The organism is Ilumatobacteraceae bacterium (genome assembly GCA_033344875.1).
Taxonomy (GTDB): Bacteria; Actinomycetota; Acidimicrobiia; order Acidimicrobiales; family Ilumatobacteraceae; genus Ilumatobacter.
In genome coordinates, this window is the sequence record JAWPMO010000001.1 from 4,286,276 (window position 1) to 4,309,077 (window position 22,802).

Here is a 22,802-nt window from a genome sequence, read left to right on the forward strand (position 1 = left end):
CGAGGGGCGGGTCGCCGACGGCGACCCGCCCCTCGTATGAACGGTGTCAGTACTCGATGCTCAGCGGAGCGGCGGTACGTACATGAGGCCGCCGTTGGTCCACAGGTCGTTGGGAGAACCCTCGAGTGTGAGGCCGATCGGAACGATGTTGCGATCGTAGATCTCCTTGTAGTTGCCGACCTGCTCGACGACGTCGACCGCGAAGGTGGGATCGAGACCCAGCCCGGCGTCGAAGCCCTCTTCCTGACCGGTGAAGCGCAGGATGTTCGGGTCGTCGCCCGAGTAGCTCCCGATGCTGCCCGAGTCGAGGCCGAACTCCCAGGCCTGCACGGTGGCCATCACGGCCCAGTTGACGGCCTGTGCCCACTCGGTGTCGCCGTCGGCGACCACCGGGCCGAGCGGCTCCTTGGAGATGACCTCGGCGAAGATCGACTGCTCTTCGCCGCCGCCCTCTTCGATCGTCGCCTTGAAGGCGGCGAGCTGCGAGGCGTCGGAGGTCCAGGCTTCGCACTGCCCCGACTCGTAGGCCGGCTGCAGCTGCGTGTTGTCCTCGAACACGACCGGCGTGAAGTTGATGCCGCGAGCACCCATGACCGAGGTCAGGTTCAGCTCGGTCGTCGTGCCCGACAGCACACAGATGCTGGCATCGGCGAGGTCCTCCAGCGTGGTGAAGCCAGTCGATGCGGGCACCATCATGCCCTGGCCGTCGTAGAAGGTGGTGAACAAGAAGTTCGAGCCCTCGACCCCGTCGCGGGTGGCGGTCCAGGTGGTGTTCCGCACCAGGACGTCGATCTCACCCGACTGCAGTGCGGTGAAGCGTGCGTCAGCATTGAGCGGCACGATGTTCACGGCGTCGGCGTCACCGAGGATGCCGGCTGCGATCACGCGACAGAACTCGATGTCGAAGCCCGAGTAGTCGCCGGCCGAGTCGACGACACCGAACCCCGGGAGGGTTTCGTTGCCGCCGCAGTTGAGTTCGCCGCGGTCGCGTACGGCTTGGAGTGTGCCGCCACCCTGCACCGCGTCGACGGTGTCGTCGGCGGTGTCGCCGGCGGTGTCGTCGGTCGCGTCGCTGCCCGAGTCGTCGGCCGTGTCGACGACCTCGTCGTCGTCGGCGGAGTCGTCGTCACCGCCACAGGCGCTCACGACGAGCGCCAGTGCGGCGAGTGCTCCAGCGGCCTTCTGCCATGTCTTGGTTGTCCCTTTCGGGGTCATACTTCCTCCTGAAATGGAATGGGCGCTCGCGAGAGCGTCCGGGTTGTTCACGCTGCGCGCCGAATCGATCCGGCGAAGCGATGGATCGACACTAACAGGGGTCAAAGTGGCGTCGGTCACAGTGACCCTTTCGCAACATGGCATTCACAGGTTCGGTCCTGACGCGCCAGAATGGGGGGATGTCGTCACAGGTCCCGTCCGTCTCCACCGTCCGCTCGATCCCGAAGGGCGTCGATGCCGTCGGACTCGCAGTGGCAGCATCCGGCGCCGTGCCGCGTCAGCTGGGTCTGACCCGCGCCGGTCTGGAGACGCTCGGATTCACCGGCAAGGTCGGCCAGACGCTGGTCGTGCCGGCGAAGGACGGCCCGACCCTCGTCGCGGTCGGTGTCGGCGAGCAGTCGACCACCACGACGCTGCGAAATGCGGCAGCCGCGTTCGCCCGCGCCGCCGGTACCGCTGCGACGCTGGCGACCAACCTGGCCGACGATGCCGCGGTCGACGCCGAAGCGGCAGCCCAGGCCGTCGTCGAGGGTGTCACGCTCGCCCGGTACCGCTACGTCGGGCAGAAGAACGACACGTCGATCTCCCATCCGGTCGACTCGCTGGCGCTCGTCGTCGGGTCCAAGGCCGACTCGGCCGCTTCCAAGGGAGCCGCTCGGGCCGCGGCCACGTCGCGCGCAGCGATGCTCGCCCGCGAGTTCGCCAACACGCCGCCGAGTCATCTCACCGCCCGCGACCTGGCCGACCGTGCGACCGAGCTGGCCGCCGAGCACGGTCTGCAGGTCGAGGTCTTCGACAAGGACGCACTCGAGGTGCTCGGTTGCGGCGGCATCCTGGGCGTCAACGCCGGGTCGGTCGAACCGCCGCGGATGGTCAAGCTGTCGTACACGCCCCGTAACCCCAAGGCGCACCTGGCGCTGGTCGGCAAGGGCGTGATGTTCGATTCGGGCGGCCTGAGCATCAAGCCGAGTGGCCCGATGACCAACCTGATGAAGATGGACATGTCGGGTGCCGCCGCCGTGCTCGGGGCGATGACCGCGCTGAAGGACCTCGGCTGCCGCAACCGGGTGACCGCCTGGCTGATGTGCACCGACAACATGCCGTCGGGCTCGGCGATGAAGCTCGGCGACGTCCTCCACATCCGCAACGGCAAGACCGTCGAGATCCACAACACCGACGCCGAGGGTCGGCTGATCCTGGCCGACGGCCTGTCGCTCGCCGCCGAAGCGGGACCCGATGCGATCGTCGACATCGCCACCCTCACCGGTGCGGCGATGGCCGCGCTCGGTCAGGAGATGGCGGCGGTCATCGGTTCCGACGATTCGTTGATCGCTCAGGTGCAGACCTCGGCCGAGCAGGCCGATGAGCCGGTGTGGCAGCTGCCGCTCGCGAAGGACCGCTATCGCAAGCTGCTCGACTCGGTCGTCGCCGACATGAAGAACATCGGCGGCCCGTACGCCGGTGCGACCACCGCAGCGATCTTCCTGTCGGAGTTCGTCGGCGACGTGCCGTGGGCCCACCTCGACATCGCCGGGCCGATGAACGTCGACGCCGACACCAGTTGGAAGTCGAAGGGGGCGACCGGGTTCGGGACGCGCCTGCTGATCGATCTCGCGACCACCTTCACGCCTGCATGAGCGGGGCAGGGGCGGCGCGCCCGAACTTCGTGTTCGTCATGAGTGACGATCACGCCGCGCACGCGATCTCCGCCTACGGCAGTCGGATCAACCGGACGCCGCATCTCGACCGCATCGCCGACGGTGGTATGCGGTTCGACGCGTGCTTCTGCACGAACTCGATCTGCACGCCGAGTCGGGCGTCGATCCTCACCGGCACGTACAACCATGTCAACGAGGTGACCACTCTCGACACGCACATGGACAACCGGCTGACGACGTTCCCGAAGTTGCTGCAGGCCGCCGGGTACCAGACGGCCGTGTTCGGCAAGTGGCACCTCGGGCACGGTCCGGAGCACGACCCGGCGGGTTTCGACACGTGGCGGGTCCTGCCGGGCCAGGGCCACTATCACAACCCCGTGATGCTCGACCACGAGCGGGGCGTCGTCGAGCGCGGCGGTTACGTGACCGACCTGATCACCGACGACTGCCTCGACTGGCTCGACCGACGCGACCCCGACCGACCGTTCATGCTGCTGTGCCATCACAAGGCGCCGCACCGCACGTGGGAGCCGGCCCGCGAGCACTTCACGATGTACGACGACGTCGACATCCCCGAGCCGGAGACGATGTTCGACGATCACGCGACCCGTGCGGCCGTGGTGCAGGCGATGCGGATGCGGCTCCTCGACCTCGACCCGATCGTCGACCTCAAGGCACCGGTGCCGCCCGGCCTGTCGGAGGACGAGGAGGTGCGCTGGCGGTACCAGCGCTACATCAAGGACTACCTGCGGGTGATCGCGTCGATCGACGACAACGTCGGGCGCATGCTCGACTGGCTCGATGCCGAAGGTCTCGCCGACAACACGGTCGTCGTCTACACGAGCGACCAGGGATTCTTCCTCGGCGATCACGGGTGGTTCGACAAGCGCCTCATGTACGAGGAGTCGCTGTCGATGCCGTTCCTCGTCAGGTACCCGGCGATGGTCGCCGCCGGATCATCGTGCGACGAGATCGCGCTCAACGTCGACGTCGGCCCGACCTTCCTCGAACTCGCCGGCGTCGAGGTGCCCGACGAGATGCAGGGTGCGTCGATCGTGCCGCTCCTGCGCGGCGAGTCACCCGACGACTGGCGGCAGTCGATGTACTACCGCTACTGGATGCACCGCGACGGGGCCCACAACGTCCCGGCCCACTACGGCGTGCGGACCCGGACCCACAAGCTGATCTGCTACTACAACGATCCGCTCGATCAGCTCGGCGCCAACGGGCCGGCCGACCCGGTCGAGTGGGAGTTGTTCGACCTGGTCGTCGACCCGCTCGAGACCACCAACGTGATCGCCGATCCCACCTACACGGCGATCGTCGCAGAACTGCGGGCCGAGCTCTCCCGGTTGCAGGCCGAGCTCGGCGACGAACCGCATCCCGCCGCGGTCTGAACCGGCCGCGGCTCGGCCGGACTCACGACGCGATCGCAGCGGCTTCGCAGGCGCGGGCGGCGGCGTGGGCCGAGATGCCCGCTTCGATCAGTCGGCGTTCGATGTCGCGTCGGTCGATCGTGATCGTGCGTCGAGCCCACTCGTCGTGCGTGGCCTGGAGGTCGTCGGGCAGTCGTTTCAGGTGGCGCTGGGCGACCGTCGGGAACTTGCGGCGGACGGCGAACCCGTCACTCGCCGGCTGCGCGAGCCCGAACATCACGCACCGGTGCAGCGCCTTGCCGAACGGTGAGTTCTGCCCTTTCGAGAACGAGAGTCCCATCGACGTCGCGGCGTGCTGGAGGTCGAGCGTGAAGCCGTCGGGTTCGTGGTCGAACTCGTCGGCGAACCTGCGCATGATCCACGTCGCCGTCGGGCCGATGACGCTCAGCCAGAACCGTTCGACGTAGGCGCTGCGTGGGTCGTGGCCGCGGGCGTCGAGGACCGGATCGGCCCAGGGCCTGATGGTGGCGGGTGATGGGATGAGTTGGATGACGTCCACGGTGTGCTCCGTCCTGATGCGATGACAGAGGGAAGCCGGACGTCGTGAGTGGGGGGACCGGACGCCCCGAACCGGAAAGTCCGGCCCGAGAACGCTGATCAGGCCGAGTCGCGCAGCCAGGTGCGGGGTCCGATCGCGAAGTGGGGCGAGAGGGCCGGGTCGATGCTGCGGATCGTGCCGACGAGGTCGTCGTAGCCGAGTGAGACGCAGCCGCTCGTGGGCTTGCCGGCGCCGCTCGACGTGTAGCTCGTGCGGTGCAGGAAGATCGCCGCGGCATACGGGGTCTCGCCGGGTTCGTCGCCCGAGATCGGATCGAGGTTGGCGCCGATCACGGCGGCGTGCGAGTACGCCTCGCCGTAATTCTGGAGCCATTCGTCGGGGCCCGAGCATCCGTACCGGGAGATCACGTGCTGGTAGCGCGACGTGTTCGGCGTGGCGCCCCAGCAATCCTCCGGCCGCACCGACCGGTACGGGGCGAGCGCACCCGGGTCGGGCCGGTTGCCGAACATGCTGAACGTCTGCCCGTCCCAGGCGGTGACCTCGCCGAGCGGGAACACGCCGGCCGGGGTGGTGCCGTCACCCGACCGACGGTCGACCAGCGGCCGGGTGCCGCTGCGCCCGAACATCGCCGGTTGGGCACCCCGGCGGCAGCGCCAGTCGCCGCCCGTCGTCTGCACGGCGACCTCGACCGTGCCGTCGACGTCGCCGAAGCCGTCGGTCGCCATCACCACGAACTGCCGGACGCCGGGATGGCGCGAGGCGAGTCCGGCGACGGTGGCGAGGTCGCACTCGGCCTCGACGGAGAACGCCACGTCGCGAGCGGCTGCCTCGTCGACCGTTGCCCCCGACGGCCCGAATGCACCGGCGACGAAGCCACTGCTCGCGACCGTCGCGACGATCGTGAGGGCGATGGTGCGCGCGAGATTCACGCCCCCGAGTCTGGTCGCTGGCGCGGAGCGGTAACAATCACCCCATGGGAGACACACCGGTCGGAGTCCGCGCCGCGGCAGAACGGGTCGCCGCGGCAGAGCGCATCGTGGTCCTGACGGGTGCCGGGATCTCGACGGATTCGGGCATCCCCGACTTCCGCGGACCGAAGGGCGTCTGGACGAAGAACCCGGCTGCGGAGAATGCAGCGACGATCCAGAACTACCTCGCCGACGCCGAGGTGCGACGGCGTGCGTGGCTCGGCCGTCTCGACACACCGGTCTGGACGGCCGAACCCAACGTGGGGCACGAGGCGGTCGTGGCGCTCGAGCGGGCCCGCAAGTTGCACGCGGTCGTGACCCAGAACGTCGACGGTCTGCACCAGGAGGCGGGCCACGATCCCGACAACGTGATCGAGGTGCACGGCACCGTGCGATATTCGCGGTGCTGGGAATGCGGCGATCGCCGACCGATGCGCGAGACGCTCGATCGGGTCCGCGCCGGCGAGTCCGATCCGCCATGCCTCGTCTGCGGCGGCATCGTCAAGTCCGACACGATCAGCTTCGGTCAGTCGTTGGTGCCCGAGGTGATCGACCGCGCGCTCCGGGTCAGCGAAGAGTGCGATCTCCTGATCGCCGTCGGGTCGACACTGAGCGTGTACCCGGTCGCGAACTGTGTACCGATCGCGAAGCGGGCGGGCGCGCCGGTGATCATCGTCAACGGTCAGCCGACCGAGATGGATCGTCATGCCGACCATCTCCTGATCGGCCAGATCGCCGACATCCTGCCGGCGATCGTCGACGGCTGAGCGCTCGGGTCCCGATGCGGCGGCGGGTCAGAGCCTGGTCGGCGCGTCCGACCGCTCGGTCGACGTCCCTGCGCTGCCGGGCTCGAGCCGGAACGACGGGTCCCCGATGACGATGCGGTCGCGTCCGTCGGACTTCGCCTGCATCAGCGCCCGGTCGGCGAGGTTGACGAGTTCGCTCAGATCGCTGCCGTACGACGAGTCGACCAGGCCGATGCTGACGGTGAACGTCGGGAGTTGCGCGTCGGTCAGCGCCTCGGCGAGTCGTTGCTGCAGTCGGTGCAGCACCGGCGCCGAACTCGTGACGTCGGCCTCGGGGAGGATGATGACGAACTCCTCGCCGCCGTGTCGGGCGACGATGTCGGCATCGCGGACCGCCGATTGCAGCACCCGAGCGAAGAGACGAAGGGCACGATCGCCGGTGTCGTGGCCGAAGGTGTCGTTGAGGTCTTTGAAATGGTCGAGATCGGCCATCGCGACCCCGAACATGCTGTGCTGGGTCCGCATCTCGCGGGCCTGGTTCTCCATCGCCCGACGATTCAGCAGGCCGGTCAGCGGGTCGGTGTCGGCCTGTAGCTGCGACTGCGACATGGCACGCATCATGCCCAGGCGGGCGCCGAAGCGAACGGCGACCCCTTCCAACGCCGCAACTTCTTCGGCGAGATCGACGGACGAGACGTCGGTGTTGTCGCGCACGGCGTGCAGGACCGCAGACGGTGTTCCCAGCACGTTGACCGGGACGCACAGCGCGACGTGCCCGTCGTCGAGGGCGCGTTCACGAAGCCTCGGACACGATGCGAGCGCGTTGGGGTTCGAGAAGCGCAGCGACTGGCCGTTCCGTACGGCTGGACAACTGCGCGGTGTCGTGACACCACAGCCCGGAGCAGGGTGCCCGGACGTGGTCACGACCCGCGCCAGGTGTGCGTTGCTGGAGTCGGCGACGAGGACCTCACCGGGGTGATCGGACGCCTCGCTCAGCGCGACACCCGCGATCTCGTACAGCTCCTCTTCTCGTTCGGCCATGTCGAACGCCGATTGCACCTGGCGAAGGAACCGCAGTCCGCGGCTCCGCTGCGTCAACTCGTGCTCGTGTTCTTCCACGAGCCGGTGGATCCTGCGGAGATCTGCCCGAATCGGGAGGGCGGACGTCACGGTGAGCGCCAATGCTGCCAGCAGGAGGAACAGACCGAGTTCGAGCGCCAACCGGCCGGTCGCGATGTCGCCGCCGCCGGACGCCTCGTGCATGATCCGGTGGGCCCCGATGAATGCGATCGACAGACCGATGAGCGCGCCGGCGACGCGGATGGCGATGCTTCGCATCCCGGTCTGTCGGTTCAGGAGGTCTCGGCCCTGGTTGGTGGGTTCCCCGGTCACGGTGGTGTATCGACGGAGCGTGGCGACTTCTTGAGCCGGCCGAGACACAACGGGCCCGCCGAACGGGAATACCCGACCCAGTTGGTAGGTTTTGAGTTCTATGGCAACGTTTCGTGATCTGTTGACGTCAGCGAAGGCCGAGATCACCGAGGTCTCGACCCAAGAGGCGGCGACCCACATCGGCGAGGGCTTCACCGTGCTCGACGTCCGTGAGCCCGACGAGTATCAGGAGGGCGCGATCCCCGGCGCGATCCACATCCCTCGGGGTCACCTCGAGGCGCAGATCGAGGGCCGACTGCTCGACAAGACCGCCCCGGTGGTCGTCTACTGCGCCGGCGGTGTGCGTTCGGCGTTCGCCGCCAAGACGATGCAGGACCTCGGCTACGAGCAGGTCGAGTCGATGGACGGCGGGTTCGGCCGGTGGAAGGACGAGGGTCGCGACTGGAAGCAGCCCGCATCGCTGACCGCCGAGCAGATGAACCGCTACAAGCGCCACCTGCTGCTGCCCGAGGTCGGGATCGAGGGGCAGAAGCAGCTCCTCGACGCCAAGGTCCTGATGCTCGGCGCCGGTGGCCTCGGGTCACCGGCTGCGATGTACCTCGCCGCGGCAGGGGTCGGCACGATCGGCATCGTCGACATGGACGACGTCGACGCGTCGAACCTCCAGCGCCAGATCCTCCACAACGTCGATCGCATCGGCGACCGCAAGGTCGACTCGGCCAAGAAGACGCTGACGATGCTCAACCCCGACGTCGACGTCGTCACCTACGACGCCCGCCTCGACGCGTCGAACATCATCGACATCATCTCCGGTTACGACGTGATCGTCGACGGCGCCGACAACTTCCCGAGCCGCTATCTGCTCAACGACGCCAGCGTGAAGCTCGGCATCCCGGTCGTGCACGGGTCGATCTTCCGGTTCGAGGGCATGGTCAGCGTGTTCCACCCGACCGAGGGGCCCACCTATCGCGACATGGTGCCCGAGCCGCCCCCGGCCGAACTCGCACCGTCGTGCGCCGAGGCCGGCGTGCTCGGTGTGCTGCCCGGCATCGTCGGGTCGATCCAGGCGCTCGAGACGATCAAGGTCATCCTCGGGCTCGGCGAGCCGTTGATCGGCCGGATCCTCTCGGTCGACACGACCGAGATGGAGTTCCGGGTGTTCAACCTGCGCAAGGACCCGAACAACGAGGTCACGTACGAGAACCGCGACCGGATCATCGTGCAGGAGCTCGACGGGCTCTGCGCCCCCGGCCTCGCCCACTGAACCGTCTGCGGCAGCGGCCGGCGCCCCTGCCGGTCAGAGGTGGTAGCCCGTGACGTCGATGATGGAGTTCGTCGCGCCTCCGCAGAAGACCTTCACATTGCGATCGTCGTCGAGTTCGACGATGCCGGCATTCGCCAGCGCCAGACCGTTCGCTGCCCCGTTGTTGGTCGACGCGGGCGACGACGTCGCGAATCCGGCCGCACGCACGGCCGACCGTCGTCAGGCGCTGCGGGTTCGCGTCTCGAGTTCGGCCACGAGCGAGTTCAACGATCGAGCGGTGACGCCGGCCCGGGCGACCGCGACGCTCGGGACGCCGGTGGCGTCGAGGAGCGACTCGTACCGCTCGCGGAGCATCTCGAACGTGGGTGGGAGCCGGTAGCCGGCAGCACCGAGTGCGTGATCGATGCTCGCCCACGCCTCGATCGCCCGGTCGTGATCGCCGCTCCGGACGAACGAGTGCGCGGCGAGTTCGACGCTGAGGCACACCGACCACAGATGGCCGGCTCGACGCGCCGACGCGAGCGTCGCCGCCCACCACCGGTCGAGCACGTCGTGTGCGTCGGCCAGGTCGAACGCGGCGGCGGCCTGGCAGACGGCCACCGAGGTCCGGAACTGGAGATCCTCGTCGAGCAGGCGACCGAGCGCGCGATCCATCGCGTGCACGTCGTCGGCATGGTCGCCGCCGCGCCCCCGCAGCTGGATGGTCGCACTCGTTCGGAACACCGTCGCGTAGTCGTCGAACCAGCCCTGCCGCGGCGGCGGCACCTGTTCGGCGCCGCGGTAGTACTCGAGCGCGTCGTCGGGGCGGTCGTCGTACGCGGCGCAGGAGCCCGCCGTCATCAGCGCCTGGCGTTCGGCGTCGCTCGACACCCCGTGCGCCGAGGCGGCCGCGAGGCGGAACATCTCCTCGCCCTCGCGGAGGTCGGCCCTGCTGATCGCAGCGAAGCCCAGCGCGAAGTAGATCCCGATCGAGCCCGGGTCGGGGGTCGCGTCGGCGAACTCGACGAGGGTCGCCTCGAGACGGGGCGCCTCGTCGAGGCGTCCGGTCATCGCCCCGTACGAGACCGCCAGACCGACGACGGCCAGCCAGAGCCGCGAGCCGCGATCCGGCGGGTCGGAGAGCCGTCTCGCTTCGTCGAGGCCGACGTGGAGCCGTCCGGTCTCCTCCCAGTACGTGTGCAGATGCATCGCCAGACGACGCGCGTTGCGGACACCGCGGTCGCTCGAGACGTGGCGGAGCGCGGTCAGGTAGTTGTCGTCGTCGAGTTCGATTGTCAGGATCGACGCGGCCGTCGCCTCGCGGTCGAACCGGCCGGTGAGGTCCTCGGCTCGACGCAGGAAGTGCTCCTGGTGCCGATCGGCGGTGGCCCCTCCGTCATCGAGACCTCGCAGTGCGAACTCCCGAACGACCTGGAGCAGCCGGAACCGGTTGCCCGATTCGTCGAACACGGTCGACACCAGGGAGCGCTCGATCAGCGAACGCAGCACGCCGGGGATCGTGTCGGCATCGACGGTCTCGTCGGTGCACACGGCGATCGCGGCGTCGAGGTCGAACGACCCGGCGAACACGCTGCACCGGTCGAACACCGCCCGTTCCTCCTCGTCGAGCAGCTGCGTGCTCCACTCCACCGCGGCGTCGATCGTGCCGTGGCGGCCCGCCGCGCCGCGCCGCGCCCGGCGGTTCGGCGTGGCGAGCAGATCGAACAACCGGGCGTCGATCTCGCCGAGTGAGAGGAACTTGAGATTGGACGCCGCCAGCTGGATCGCGAGCGGGAGCCCGTCGACGCGTCGACAGATCCGCGACACGAGTGCCGGGTCGAGGGCGCCGAGTCGCGCGACGGTCGAACGGGCGTGACTGACGAACAGCGCCTCGGCCGGAGCGAAGTCGCCGTCGTCCCCGACCACGAGCGGTTCGACGGGGAGCACACGCTCGCCGGACAGATCGAGTGGTTCGCGGGTCGTCGTGAGGATGTGCACCTGAGCGCTTCGTTCGAGGAGTTCGCCCACCAGGTCGGCGACGTCGTCGAGCACGTGTTCGCAGTTGTCGAGCACGATCAATCGCGGGGCCCTGGTCTGGTCGACGATCCGGTCGAGCGCGCTGCCGGGCCGGGCGATCGCGTCGGGTCCGAGCACCGTCTCGGCGACCCGGCCGGCGAGATCGTCACCGCTCGACGCCGGCGTCAGGTCGACGACGTGTACACCGCCGGCGAACCGGCCGGCAGCCGCGGTCGCGACCGACACCGAGAGGTGCGTCTTGCCGGTGCCCCCGGGGCCGAGCAGGGTGACGAGACGGTGGGCGTCGATGGCCGCAGCGGTCTCGGCCAGCTCCCGCTCACGGCCGATCAGGTCGTTGAGCATCACCGGGATCCGGTTGCCGGCCCCGGTCGCCGACCGCAACGGCGGGAACTCGTCACGCAGCCCGTCGATCAGGATCGTGACCAGATCGACCGGGGCGGTGATGCCCTTCAGGTGATGTCGACCCTCGTGCCGAACGCGGACATCGTTCGGCAACCGTCCGCCGGCAGCGTCGAGCGCGGCGCTCGACGCCAGGATCTGTCCGCCGTGGCCGGCATCCATGACCCGGGCGGCCTGATTGAGCGTCGGTCCGAAGTAGTTGTCGTTCCGCGTGACGGCGGGCCCGACGTGCAGCCCGCTGCGGATCGCGATGCGGCACTCGGCCGGCCAGTCGTGGGCGGCGAACGCTCGTTGGGCGTCGACGGCGGCGGCGAACCCGGAGGCAGCGTGATCGAAGGCGGCGACGATGCCGTCGCCGGTCTGGGCGAACAGGTGCCCGTCGTGGTGGGCGACCGCGCCGACGAGGAGTCGATCGTGGACCTGCATCGTCGAGGCCATCAGGGTCGGGTCCCGTTCCCACAGCGGCGTCGACCCGACGATGTCGGTGAACAGGAACGTGCGCTCGGTGATGCGGTCGAGCTGGGGATCGTTCACGGCTACCCAGTGTGTCAGTTGGGTCGAGCGCGGCGAGCACCCGCTCGGCACCCGCGAGCGGTGTGGCAGGATGCGGTCGCCGCCAGCAAGGAGACGGACATGACCGACGAATCCACGCCATCGACCGTGCACGTGTTGGGAGGTGGGCCGAGCGGGCTCTCCGCTGCGTTCCATCTCGCCCAGCAGCGGCGACCCGATCTGCGCATCGTCGTGCACCAGATGGGATGGCGTCTGGGCGGCAAGGGTGCCACCGGTCGCGATGCCGCAGCCGGGAACCGCATCGAAGAGCACGGGATCCATCTGTTCGGCAACATGTACGCCAACGCGCTCCACATGATGAACGACGCGTTCGGAGCGCTCGACGACGGACGCACGATCGAGACCGAGTTCGAGGTCTCGAACTTCCAGATGGTCACCGACTTCTCGGGCGGTCGCTGGCACGGATTCGAGAGTTCGCTCCCGCACAACGACGAACTCCCGTGGGAGCACGGCACCGTCGCCGACCCCGCCGCCCTGGTCACGTCGATGCTGACGACGATCGAGGGGATCCTCTCGAGTCAGGAACTGCCGATCCCCGGCACGCCACCGGCGACGTCGGCGGCGAGCGACCGCCCGTCCCGGCTGCGTTCCGCCATCGACTTCGTGCGTCACCACAGTCCGGGTGGGCTGGCCGAACGGCTCGCGGGGCTGCTCGGCGGACTCGAGGCTGCCAAGGCCGCCGTCGGCGACGACCTCCACGCGGTGTCGCACGGCTCCCTGCTCGAGATGCTCGAACACTTCGCGGCACTGATCGAGCAGGCGATGTCCGAGATCGGTGACGAGGGCGACCTGCTCGGCTGGATCTTCGTCGAGCTCGACCTGCTGGCGACGATCATGCGCGGGTGCATCGCCGACGAGATCTTCGTCAAGGGGATCGACTCGATCGACGGGCCGTCCTACCAGGACTGGCTCCGGTCGCACGGAGCATCCGATGCGCTGATGCGCTCGTCGATCCTCTTGGTCGTCCCGAACACCTGCATGAGCTACGCCGACGGCGACAGCACCCAGCCGCCGACCATGTCGGCCGCCGCGTTCGTGACGTTCATCCTCCGGCAGATCGTCGCCCCCGGCAACGCTGCGTACTTCTTCAAGGTCGGCACGGGCGAAACGGTGATCCTGCCGCTCTACGAGGTCCTGCTCCAATGGGGTGTCGAGTTCGAGTTCTTCACGAAGGTCCTCGACGTCGTGCCGTCCGATGACGGCAGCCGGATCGGTTCGCTGGTGATCGAACGTCAGGCGGCACTGGCCGACGGCGTCGGTGCGTACGAGCCGCTGGCGGTGATCAGCGGCGGCACGATGTACATGCCCTCCGAAGCCGGATACGAACATGCCAAGCAGCAGCCCGACGCCGAACTCGTGTGGCCCAACGTCGCCGACTTCGGCCAACTCGCCGACGGTGCAGAGCTGCGCGCACGCGGGATCAACCTCGAGTCGTGGTGGGCCGACTGGGCCGGTACCACGTCGACGCTGACGCTCGGACCGGACGACGCCGTCGTCGTTGCGATCCCGCCGCGGGCCCAGGCGGCGGTGTGCACGTCGGCCCTCGCCGGGTCGCCGGCCTGGGGCACGATGATCGACCACGTCGAAACGGCCGCGACCCAGGCACTCCAGATCTGGCTCGACCGCTCGACACCGGAGCTGGGATGGCGCGAGCTGCCCGGCACCGATCGCTGGCTCGGACCGTCGTACACCAATCCGATCAGCGCATTCGCCGACTTCACCCGCACCCTCGCGAGCGAGTCGTGGCCGGCCGAGGGCGGACCGAAGGGACTGATCTACTTCTGCGGTGTGCTGCAGGATCCGATGGAGATCCCCGGCTTCGACGACCATGCGTTCCCCGATCAGCAGACACAGCGGGTGCGCGACATGGCGGCCCAGTACCTCCGCCAACTCGGCGGTCTGCTGCCGTATGCGGCCGGGGGCGGGAACGACGCCAACACGCTCGACTACTCCGTGCTGCACTGCTACGACGAGACGGGTTCGCCGACGGGTGAGAACCGGGTCGATCAGCAGTTCTTCCGGGCGAACATCGACCCCAACGAGCGCTACACGGTGTCGGCGCCCGGCACGCTCCAGTACCGACTCAACTCGTGGGAGTCCGGCTACGCCAACTGTGCGCTGTGCAGCGACGCGATCTTCAACGGCTTCAACATCGGCAGCTTCGAGGCCTCCGTGGCGGCCGGCAAGTTGGCGTCGCTGACCGTGTCGGGTCTGCCCGACCTCGACCACGTGTACGGCTTCGAATTCCTCCGGCCCGATCCGCCGCAGCCGCCACCGCCGATCCTGCCTCCGCCGAGCTGACCGACGTTCGCTACCGTTCCGGCATGGAGATCGACGTCGAACCGACCGGGCAGGCGTGCGGGGCGACGGTGCGCGGCGTCGACCTCACCCGACCGCTCGACACGGCGACGGTGGCCGCGCTGCGCGCGGCGTGGCTCCGGCATCACGTGTTGGTGTTCCCGGAGCAGCCGATCGACGACGACGACCTCGAACGGTTCACGCTCGCGTTCGGTGGGTTCGGTGACGACCCGTACATCGCGCCGATCCCCGGACGCGACCACGTGATCGCCGTCCGTCGTGCCGCCGACGAGACGTCGCCGCTGTTCGCCGAGAACTGGCACAGCGACTGGAGTTTCCAGGCCCGTCCCCCGGCGGGGACGTGTCTGCGGTCGGTCGTCGTGCCGCCGACCGGCGGCAACACCCTCTTCGCGAACCAGCACGCAGCACTCGAGGCGATGCCCGCCGAGATGCGGTCCCGGTACGAGGGCAAGATCGCGATTCACTCCGCTCGCGGTGGGTACGCGCCGTCCGGTTTCTACGGCGATCGCGAGTCCGAGGCCGACCGGAGCATGGACATCCGTCCGTCCGACGCGGCGATGGCGACCCAGGAGCACCCGCTGGTGCGGGCGCATCCCGAGACCGGGCGACTGGGATTCTTCAGCTGCCGCGGGTACATCATCGGCCTCGTCGGTGTCCCCGACGACGAAGCGCTCCCGCTGTTGAACGAACTGTTCGAGTGGCAGGGCCGCGACGAGTTCGTGTTCCGGCACGTGTGGGAGCCGGACACGCTCGTGATGTGGGACAACCGGTCGGTGTTGCACAAGGCGACCGGTGGCTACGACGGCCACGAACGCGTGCTGCACCGCACGACGATCGCCGCCGCCTGACGGCGGCGGCCGCCGCCGTCAGTCGAGGAATTCTGGTTCGCGAGCGACGAGCTCTTCCCACAGCGGCTGGAACTGGAACCAGCCGGCGATGTCGCTGCCCTGGGCCTTGAACCCGTCTTCGCAGTAGCCCTGTGGGATCTCGATCGGGTCGCCGGCCGACTCCGCGAGGAGCTGTGACTGGCAGCAGCGCTCGAGTGCGATGAACCACCACACGGCGGCATCGACCGAACCGCCGGTGGTGATCAACCCGTGGTTCTGATGGATCAGCGCTTTCCGGTCGCCGAGCGCCTCGGCCATCTTGCGGCCGACTTCGAGGTCGAGCACGACGGCACCGCTGCCGTCGTTGCAGAGCGCGACGTCGTTGTAGAACATCGTCGCGTCCTGGGTGATCATCCTGAGCGGCTTGCCGAGCGTCGAGAACGTCTTGCCGTACATCGAGTGCGAGTGCGCTGCCGCCATGATGTCGGGGCGAGCCTGGTGGATCTGGCCGTGGATCGCGAAGGCGGCCTGATTGAGCGAGCCCTCACCCTCGACGATCTCGCCGGTGTGGTCGACGCAGATCAGGTCGCTGACCGTCATCAGCTTGAAGTTCTTGCCGAACGGGTTGACCCAGAAGCGATCGGGGAACTCGGGATCGCGGACCGTCACGTGTCCGGCGACGCCCTCGGCGAGGTGGAGGCGCCCCATCGTGCGGAGACCGGCAGCGAGCCGCTGCTTGCGGTGCAAGCGCTCGGCGGCGAGGTCGTCCTGGTTCGCGGCGGCCTGCTGCTCGAGGTCGTCGAGTTGTTCGTCGATCGTGTTGGCCATGGTGGGGCTCCCGTCGTGTTGCGTGGATTCCGATGGTACCCGTCGCCCGTCGGGTGGTGCGAGGTCAGGCCGGGTCGGTGCGGACGACCGCTTCGACCCGATCGATGCGGTCCCGTTCCTGCACCGCGACGCCGACGAGGACCAGCGCGATGCCGACGACGTCGATCCGGGAGGGCTGCTGCCCGAGCCCGATCCAGCCCACCAGTGCCGCCGTGACCGGCAGCAGCGCGAGCAGCAGCGAGAACCGCCGGATCGGGATCCGACGCATCGTGAACTGGTCGATGCCGTAGCCGATCGCGTTGGAGAACACGCCGACGAGCAGGCACAGACCGAGCAGGCGGGGGTCGAGCCAGACGTCGCCGCTCCAGGGCGCACCGATCGGCGTGACGACGATCGCGCCGATCGCGAGGCCGAGGCCGAGCCCGGCGAGACCGCGGTCGACCTGTGCGACCCGGGCACCGACCACGATGTAGGCGGCCCACATCGCCGATGCGAGCAGGATGAACACCAGACCGGCGAGATTGTCGTCGACCTCGACGCCGCCGAGGACCACCACGCCCGCGAACGCGAACAGGAGCGCGATCGCGTTGCGAGCCGACCTGGTGGAGATCGCGGCGACGGCGATCGGGCCGATGAACTCGATCGTCACCCCCTTGCCCAGGTCGAGACGAGCGATGCCCAGGTAGAAGAACACGTTCATCAACGCGGTCGCGACGCCGAACACGGCGACGCCGATCAGCTGACGACGCGTCCAGCCGCGGTGCCAGCTGCGTGAGATCGCGAGCACCGCGACGGCGGCTCCGATGACCCGGAACCATGCGACGGTCTGCGGTTGGACCTGGTCGAAGAGCGACACCGCGATGGCAGCGCCGACGTACTGCGCGATCGCCGAGATCAGGAACAACCCCTCGGGCGGCGCAGCGGTCAGGGTGCGTCCGATCGACGGGCGGTGGCTCACGGCACGATTCTGGCGCGTCGCGTCCGTTTTGCCATCGGCGCGAGCGCGATGCTGTGCCGGTGAACGACTCCCACGTCTTCGATCGAGTACTCGGCCGACCTCGAGCCGTCAGCGCGACGGGATGCACGGTCGTCGACGGCGCTGGCGTCGAGTACCTCGATGGCGCCGGGGGTGCGATTGCGAGCTCGATCGGTCACGGCCGCCGCGAGGTCGTCGATGCCATGGCGGGCCAGGCCGCGTCGGTCGAGTACGTCCACGCCACCCAGTTCAGCACCGAAGCGGTCGAACGGTTCGCCGATCGGTTGGCGGCGGTCGTCCCGGTCGACGACGCGCGTGTGTTCCCGGTCAGCGGTGGGAGCGAAGCGAACGAGACCGCACTCAAGCTCGCCCGATCGTTCCATGTGGCGCGTGGCGACCATGAGCGGCACGTCGTGCTCGCCCGGGTGGGCGCCTATCACGGCAACAGTCGCGGTGCCCTCGACGCATCCGACCGTTCGGGTCTCCGGGCGGCATATGAGCCGTGGCTGGGCCAGACGGTCAGGGTGCCGATGGCGAACCCGTACCGGGATTGCCGCTCCGGCGCCGACCACGCGGCCGAGATCGATCGGATCATCCGCCTCACCGGACCCGACAGGGTCGCCGCCTTCATCGCCGAACCGGTGAGTGGAGCGACGCTCGGTGCGGTCGTGCCGCCGGCCGACTACTGGCCCGCCGTCGCAGCGGTGTGCCGGGAGCACGGGGTGCTCCTGATCCTCGACGAGGTGATGACCGGCTTCGGTCGCACGGGCGAGTGGTTCGCCGCCGACCACTGGGGCGTGCGGCCCGACATCGTGACGGCGGGCAAGGGCGCGTCGAGCGGCTACTGGCCACTCGGGGTGTGCGTCGCCTCCGGCGAGGTCTACGACACGGTGACGGCGGCCGCCACGTTCGCCCACGGGTTCACGTGGTCGCACCACCCGGTCGGCGCAGCGGTCGCGTCCACCGTGATCGACGTGATCGAGCGCGAGGAGCTCGTGGTGGCGGCCCGTCGCGCCGGTGATCTCGTTCGCGATGCGCTCCGCTCCGCCCTGTCGGAGCATCCGAACGTCGGTGACATCCGTGGCCTCGGACTCTTGAACGCGGTCGAGTTCGTCGCCGACCCGGTCACGAAGGCGCCGTTCGATCGTTCGGACCGGGTGATCGAACGGATCACCACCGCCGCCTTCGATCGACGACTCACGGTCTACCCGTGCTCGTCGGCGGTCGACGGCGCGGTCGGTGACGCGGCCCTGCTCGGCCCGGCGCTGTGCGCGACCGACGACGAGCTGCACGAGATGGTCGCCCGACTCGTGGCGGCGACGCTCAGCGTGCTGCCGGCGTGACGGCCTCGCGGGTCAGACCATCCAGGCGGCGCGGCTGATCGGTTGCGACAACGCCGGTCGGTCGATCGCGAACGGCGCGAGTTCCGGGCCAGGTGTGCCGCCCGTCGCGAGGTCGGCCAACGTGCGCCCGAACCACGCCGCGAACTTGAAACCGTGGGCGGCACCGAGGCCGACGACGACGTTCGGGTGGTCGGGGAGTCGGTCGACGACGAAGTCACGATCGGCCGTGAGCGTGTACAGGCACGTCGTCGACCTGGGTGCACCGAAGCGGTCGCCGAGCAGTCCGCTCATGAAGTCGCCGAGGGTTCGCTCCATCTCCGGATCGGGGTCGAACGAGCGGGTGTCGGGGTCGACCTCGCCGCCGCCGCAGTCCTCCGAGCCCTTGACGTGGTCGGCCAGGTCGCCGGGGCCGTAGGTCGGGAAGCCGTAGTAGCTGGGGTCGTGCATCCAGATCCAGACGGGGAGCCGCCCCGGCCGGAGGTCGTCGATGTCGCCGGTGGGGAAGTAGCTCACCTGTTCGCGGGTGACCGCCATGCTCACGTGGTGGCCGAGCGGGCCGATCAACCGGTTGGTCCAGGCGTCGGCGCACACCACCACCGATCCGCACCGCACCGGACCGTCGTCGGTCGTCACCTCGACCTCGCCGTCGACCGGGCGGATCGAGGCAACCGGTGTATCGGCCCTCAGGGCGGCACCGTGTTCGGCGGCCAGCCGCTGCAGGATCGCAGTCGCCGGCCCCGCCGGCACGATGCCCGTCTCCTCCGACGCGATGCCGCTCACGTCGCCGCTGACGACCGAGCCGCGGGCGAACGCCGGCCACCGGCGCCGGATCTCGGTTGCGTCGAGCCACTCGTACGGTACGCCGATCGCGTCGAGGCTGGAGGTGTAGGGCGTCGGGTCGATCGCAGCGTCCGGCGGGAACAGATCGACGCCACCGGTCCTCGTGATGATCGCGTCACCGCCGTCGCGCTCGACCGCCGCCCAGGCGTCGTACGCGCCCGCCGTCAGATCGACGTAGCCGGGTGTGTGGTACGAACGACGGATGATGCGCGAATGGTCGTGCGACGCACCGCGAACGTGCCCGAGCTCGAACTGTTCGAACCCGACGACATCGACCCCGCGTGAGGCCAGCCAGTAGGCGGTCGCCGACCCGAGCCCGCCGAGGCCGATGATACCGACGCGGTGATCAGCCAAGGTCGCTCTCGGTCTCGGTCGCCGTCGCATCCATCGCCGTCGCATACCAGCGGGTGATGTCGGCGGTGTCGTCCTCCATCGGTGCGAACCATCCGCCGGTCCATGCCCGCGAGGACATGCCGCGCTGCACGCTCTCGCAGATCGCCCAGTCCTCCCGGTTGACCGGGTCCCAGAGGTCGCCTGCGTCGGACGGATCGAAATCGCTTGCTGCCATCGCCTCGGGGTGGAACAGCAGGTCGCAGACGATCGTGGTGTGCGCCGGACCGGTCGGCATCAGCCGGAACGCGGCGACGTGTTCGGCCGACAGGCTGAGCAACAGGTTCGGATACACGAGCTCGCCTTTGTGCTTCACGCGCTCGTCGGCGTCGAGGTCGGGGAACGGTGCCCGGTTCGAGGTGCCGGTCGTCGTGAACGTCCAGGCGCCGTCACGGTGCGGGATGCCGTTCACCCACTCGAGGTCGGACCCACCGCGTCGGAACGACGGCACCAGATCGCACAGCGTCGGGTGCACGGGTCCGCAGTGGTAGCACTCGTTGTAGTTCTCGGCGATGATCTTCCAGTTCGCCGCGACCTCGTAGCGGAACGTGAGACCCGGCCGGAGGTCGGCGAGTGGGTACCGCTCGATGCGCTCGGGGATCGGCCCGAGCTGCTCGCGGAGCGGGCTCGCTGCGTCGGGGCTCGAGTTGACGAACAGGAAGCCGCCCCACGACCCGACCGCAACCGGGTTCAACGAGACGTCGGGCGTGTGCTCCGGGTCGAGGAACGGCGCGCGCTTCAGGTGCCCGTCGAGGTCGTAGGTCCACGAGTGGTACGGGCACCGGATCGCAGCGCCGAACGAACCGCACGGGGGTCCGGACGGGTCGACGAGCTCGGCCCCACGGTGACGACACACGTTGGAGAACGCACGGAGCTCACGGGTGGCGTTGCGGGTGATCACGATCGACTCGCCGGCGACGTCGACGACGAGCCGGTCGCCCGGATCGCGCACGTCGTCGACGCGCCCGACGACCACCCACTGGCGGAACCAGATGCGTTCTCGCTCGTCGGCCCACACCGCCTCGCTGCGGTACGCGTCGGGGTGCATCGTCGGCACGAGCGGCTGCGTCGTCGACCGGTCGGCCAGTTCCACGCACGAAACATACAGCGCCCGTGCGGTCTGGCTAACGTTCGGCGGTGCCCACCGAGATCGTGGTCGAGACCGCCGACGGTGAACGCCTCGCGTGCACGCTCTACCTGCCCGACGGCGACGGCCCGCACGCGGCGCTGATCGAGGCGCTGCCGTACCGGAAGGACGACGTCACGCAGTCGTACGGGGCGACCTACGAACGATACGCGGCAGCCGGATTCGCCGTGCTGCGGGTCGACCTCCGGGGCACCGGCTCGTCGAGTGGGGTCGCCACCGACGAGTACCCGGACGCCGAGCGAACCGACCTGCGGAGTGCGATCGAGTGGCTGGTCTCGCAACCCTGGTCGAACGGCAAGGTCGGCATGTTCGGCACGTCGTACTCGGGTTTCAACGGCCTGCAGATGGCGGTGGAGATCGGACGTCTCGGCATCCCCGCGCTGGCCGCCGTCGTGGCGACGTACGCGACCGACGATCGGTACACCGACGACGTGCACTACTGCGGCGGCGTGCTGCGGGCGGTCGACCTGATCGACTACCCGCTGTACATGGTGGCGATGAACGCGCTGCCGCCTGTGCCCGCCGTGTTCGACGGCGACATGGACGACTGGCGGGCGGCATGGCAGCGGCGGGTCGACGAGACACCTCCGTGGTTGCTCGAGTGGCTGGACCACCCGATCGACGCCCCGACCTGGCGGCGGGGCTCGGTCCGTCTCGGCCCCGACGGCGCCGGCTACGAGCGGATGGGCTGCCCGACCATGATCATCGCCGGCTGGGCCGACGGCTACCGCAACAACACGTTCCGGGTCATCGAGCAGTACGAGCGCAACGGTCTGCCGTGGCGACTGCTCGCCGGGCCCTGGGTCCACAAGTCACCCGAGGTCGCACGGCCGGGGCCGAACGTCGACGACGACGCCGAGATCATCGCCTTCTTCGACGAGCACCTGCGCGGCGGTCCGGCGTCGGCCGGCGCGCGAGGTCAGGTGTACGTGCGCCGCCCGGCGGCACCCGAACCGGATCTGGCGTTCCACCCCGGCGTGTGGCGCGATGTCGAGACGTGGCCGCCCGAAGGACTCCGCGAGGTCGAATACCGACCCGCGCTCGGCGGGATCGACTCGCTCCTCGTGCGTGGGGACGTCGGCATCGCCGCGTGGAACTCGTGCGGCGGCGAGCTGCCGTGGGGTCAGCCGCTCGACCAGCGCGACGACAACGTTCGTTCGATCACGACCGACTGGCCGGTCGACACGGCCGCCGAACTGATCGGGAACGGCCGCGTCACGCTCCGGGTCCGCACCGACCGGAGTTACGGGCACGTCAGCGTCAAACTCTGTGACGTGTTCCCCGACGGCACGTCGGCACTCATCTCCCGCGGCATGCTCGACCTCACCCACGTCGGCTGTTGGCCTGTCGACGGAGGCGGCGAGGTCGGTCGACCCCCGACGCCGCTCACCCCAGGCGAATGGATCGACGTCGAGATCGGTCTCGAGGCCACGACGTGGACGCTCGAACCCGGCCACACCCTGCGGTTGGCGATCGCCGGCACCGACTGGCCGAACTGCTGGCCCCCACCGGGGCCGGTCACCCTCGACGTCGACCGCGACCACGTCGCGTTGACGCTGCCGATCGTCGACGGTCTCCCCGCGTCGTCGCATCCGTTCACGCCCGGGAGCGGTCCCTCCGACACCGATGCCGACGGCACCGTGTGGCGCATCGAGCACGACGTCCTGGGCCGCGAGACGCGAGTCGTGACGCGGTACGGCGGCACCTACGACGGCAACCACCGCGCGGTGATCACCGACGACTACCGAGGTGAACTCGGTGTGTCGACGGTCGACCCGGCCGACGCGTGGGCGCGCGGGACATCGAGTTTCGAGGTCCGCTGGCCGGAGGTGAGCGTCCGCACCGAGGCATCGCTGTCGGTGCGGTCGGATGCCGACCACTTCGCCGTCGAGATCCTGCTGACGGTCCACGAGGGTGAGACCGAGATCGCCCGGCGCCGGTGGGAGTCGACCGTGCCGCGCTGATT

At 69.1% G+C, this 22,802-nt stretch carries 18 protein-coding genes; 8 read left to right on the forward strand and 10 right to left on the reverse strand.

The genetic code is table 11. The annotated features are described in order from the left end of the window. Positions 1 to 60: 60 nt before the first annotated feature. Positions 61 to 1,215 (reverse strand): amino acid ABC transporter substrate-binding protein, encoded by a 1,155-nt coding sequence (locus R8G01_20430; GenBank protein MDW3216369.1) that lies wholly within the window; start codon positions 1,213 to 1,215, stop codon positions 61 to 63. A 179-nt stretch (positions 1,216 to 1,394) separates the two neighbouring features. Here R8G01_20430 and R8G01_20435 point away from each other — a divergent pair, with 179 nt between their 5' ends. Together R8G01_20435 and R8G01_20440 are read left to right on the forward strand one after the other, a co-directional pair. Then, complete coding sequence (locus tag R8G01_20435) at positions 1,395 to 2,852, forward strand: leucyl aminopeptidase (protein ID MDW3216370.1); 1,458 nt, start codon at positions 1,395 to 1,397, stop codon at positions 2,850 to 2,852. Beyond that, entirely contained in the window at positions 2,849 to 4,270 is a 1,422-nt protein-coding gene (locus R8G01_20440) for a sulfatase (protein ID MDW3216371.1), read from the forward strand. The genes R8G01_20435 and R8G01_20440 overlap by 4 nt, the downstream gene beginning before the upstream one ends. Positions 4,271 to 4,292: 22 nt before the next feature. Here R8G01_20440 and R8G01_20445 read toward each other — a convergent pair whose 3' ends face one another. Together R8G01_20445 and R8G01_20450 are read right to left on the reverse strand one after the other, a co-directional pair. Next, on the reverse strand, positions 4,293 to 4,808 hold the full coding sequence (locus R8G01_20445) for a hypothetical protein (protein ID MDW3216372.1): 516 nt from the start codon (positions 4,806 to 4,808) through the stop codon (positions 4,293 to 4,295). A gap of 98 nt (positions 4,809 to 4,906) precedes the next feature. Continuing rightward, entirely contained in the window at positions 4,907 to 5,737 is an 831-nt protein-coding gene (locus tag R8G01_20450) for a hypothetical protein (protein MDW3216373.1), read from the reverse strand. A 44-nt stretch (positions 5,738 to 5,781) separates the two neighbouring features. Here R8G01_20450 and R8G01_20455 point away from each other — a divergent pair, with 44 nt between their 5' ends. After that, entirely contained in the window at positions 5,782 to 6,543 is a 762-nt protein-coding gene (locus R8G01_20455) for a Sir2 family NAD-dependent protein deacetylase (protein MDW3216374.1), read from the forward strand. A 27-nt stretch (positions 6,544 to 6,570) separates the two neighbouring features. Here R8G01_20455 and R8G01_20460 read toward each other — a convergent pair whose 3' ends face one another. Further along, positions 6,571 to 7,860 (reverse strand): GGDEF domain-containing protein, encoded by a 1,290-nt coding sequence (locus tag R8G01_20460; GenBank protein MDW3216375.1) that lies wholly within the window; start codon positions 7,858 to 7,860, stop codon positions 6,571 to 6,573. A 154-nt stretch (positions 7,861 to 8,014) separates the two neighbouring features. Here R8G01_20460 and moeB point away from each other — a divergent pair, with 154 nt between their 5' ends. Beyond that, positions 8,015 to 9,178, forward strand: a complete 1,164-nt coding sequence (moeB, locus tag R8G01_20465; GenBank protein ID MDW3216376.1) for a molybdopterin-synthase adenylyltransferase MoeB — start codon at positions 8,015 to 8,017, stop codon at positions 9,176 to 9,178. Positions 9,179 to 9,211: 33 nt separating this feature from the next. Here moeB and R8G01_20470 read toward each other — a convergent pair whose 3' ends face one another. After that, entirely contained in the window at positions 9,212 to 9,385 is a 174-nt protein-coding gene (locus R8G01_20470; protein MDW3216377.1) for a hypothetical protein, read from the reverse strand. Between the two features lie 12 nt (positions 9,386 to 9,397). After that, a complete protein-coding gene (locus tag R8G01_20475) occupies positions 9,398 to 12,127 on the reverse strand; it encodes an adenylate/guanylate cyclase domain-containing protein (GenBank protein MDW3216378.1) in 2,730 nt (909 codons plus the stop codon). 99 nt (positions 12,128 to 12,226) lie between these two features. On the opposite strand from R8G01_20475, the gene R8G01_20480 reads away from it, so the two are divergent. Together R8G01_20480 and R8G01_20485 are read left to right on the forward strand one after the other, a co-directional pair. Next, the gene (locus R8G01_20480; GenBank protein ID MDW3216379.1) at positions 12,227 to 14,467 is read left to right on the forward strand and encodes an NAD(P)-binding protein; all 2,241 of its coding nucleotides are present in this window, start codon (positions 12,227 to 12,229) and stop codon (positions 14,465 to 14,467) included. Between the two features lie 23 nt (positions 14,468 to 14,490). Beyond that, positions 14,491 to 15,333 carry a TauD/TfdA family dioxygenase gene (locus R8G01_20485; GenBank protein MDW3216380.1) on the forward strand — a complete coding sequence of 281 codons (843 nt, stop codon included), beginning with the start codon at positions 14,491 to 14,493 and terminating at the stop codon, positions 15,331 to 15,333. An 18-nt stretch (positions 15,334 to 15,351) separates the two neighbouring features. On the opposite strand, the gene R8G01_20490 is transcribed toward R8G01_20485, so the two are convergent. Both R8G01_20490 and R8G01_20495 read right to left on the reverse strand, forming a co-directional pair. After that, positions 15,352 to 16,140, reverse strand: coding sequence for a class II aldolase/adducin family protein (locus R8G01_20490; GenBank protein MDW3216381.1), 789 nt, complete (start codon positions 16,138 to 16,140; stop codon positions 15,352 to 15,354). Positions 16,141 to 16,204: 64 nt separating this feature from the next. Then, positions 16,205 to 17,098: an EamA family transporter gene (locus R8G01_20495; GenBank protein MDW3216382.1), complete on the reverse strand. Its 894-nt coding sequence runs from the start codon at positions 17,096 to 17,098 to the stop codon at positions 16,205 to 16,207. Positions 17,099 to 17,157: 59 nt separating this feature from the next. Here R8G01_20495 and R8G01_20500 point away from each other — a divergent pair, with 59 nt between their 5' ends. Continuing rightward, positions 17,158 to 18,459, forward strand: coding sequence for an aminotransferase class III-fold pyridoxal phosphate-dependent enzyme (locus tag R8G01_20500; protein ID MDW3216383.1), 1,302 nt, complete (start codon positions 17,158 to 17,160; stop codon positions 18,457 to 18,459). A gap of 12 nt (positions 18,460 to 18,471) precedes the next feature. On the opposite strand, the gene R8G01_20505 is transcribed toward R8G01_20500, so the two are convergent. Both R8G01_20505 and R8G01_20510 read right to left on the reverse strand, forming a co-directional pair. Continuing rightward, complete coding sequence (locus R8G01_20505; protein ID MDW3216384.1) at positions 18,472 to 19,653, reverse strand: FAD-dependent oxidoreductase; 1,182 nt, start codon at positions 19,651 to 19,653, stop codon at positions 18,472 to 18,474. Further along, positions 19,646 to 20,782: an aromatic ring-hydroxylating dioxygenase subunit alpha gene (locus R8G01_20510; protein MDW3216385.1), complete on the reverse strand. Its 1,137-nt coding sequence runs from the start codon at positions 20,780 to 20,782 to the stop codon at positions 19,646 to 19,648. The genes R8G01_20505 and R8G01_20510 overlap by 8 nt, the downstream gene beginning before the upstream one ends. 44 nt (positions 20,783 to 20,826) lie before the next feature. On the opposite strand from R8G01_20510, the gene R8G01_20515 reads away from it, so the two are divergent. After that, on the forward strand, positions 20,827 to 22,800 hold the full coding sequence (locus R8G01_20515) for a CocE/NonD family hydrolase (GenBank protein ID MDW3216386.1): 1,974 nt from the start codon (positions 20,827 to 20,829) through the stop codon (positions 22,798 to 22,800). Positions 22,801 to 22,802 lie beyond the last annotated feature (2 nt).

What these genes read in the sequence shown, in the direction of transcription:
- R8G01_20460 (MDW3216375.1), bottom strand. Translation starts at nt 7,860, where the DNA reads ATGCGAAGCATCGCCATCCGCGTCGCCGGCGCGCTCATCGGTCTGTCG.
- R8G01_20455 (MDW3216374.1), top strand. Translation starts at nt 5,782, where the DNA reads ATGGGAGACACACCGGTCGGAGTCCGCGCCGCGGCAGAACGGGTCGCC.
- R8G01_20480 (MDW3216379.1), top strand. Translation starts at nt 12,227, where the DNA reads ATGACCGACGAATCCACGCCATCGACCGTGCACGTGTTGGGAGGTGGG.
- R8G01_20435 (MDW3216370.1), top strand. Translation starts at nt 1,395, where the DNA reads ATGTCGTCACAGGTCCCGTCCGTCTCCACCGTCCGCTCGATCCCGAAG.
- R8G01_20440 (MDW3216371.1), top strand. Translation starts at nt 2,849, where the DNA reads ATGAGCGGGGCAGGGGCGGCGCGCCCGAACTTCGTGTTCGTCATGAGT.
- R8G01_20485 (MDW3216380.1), top strand. Translation starts at nt 14,491, where the DNA reads ATGGAGATCGACGTCGAACCGACCGGGCAGGCGTGCGGGGCGACGGTG.
- R8G01_20430 (MDW3216369.1), bottom strand. Translation starts at nt 1,215, where the DNA reads ATGACCCCGAAAGGGACAACCAAGACATGGCAGAAGGCCGCTGGAGCA.
- moeB (MDW3216376.1), top strand. Translation starts at nt 8,015, where the DNA reads ATGGCAACGTTTCGTGATCTGTTGACGTCAGCGAAGGCCGAGATCACC.
- R8G01_20490 (MDW3216381.1), bottom strand. Translation starts at nt 16,140, where the DNA reads ATGGCCAACACGATCGACGAACAACTCGACGACCTCGAGCAGCAGGCC.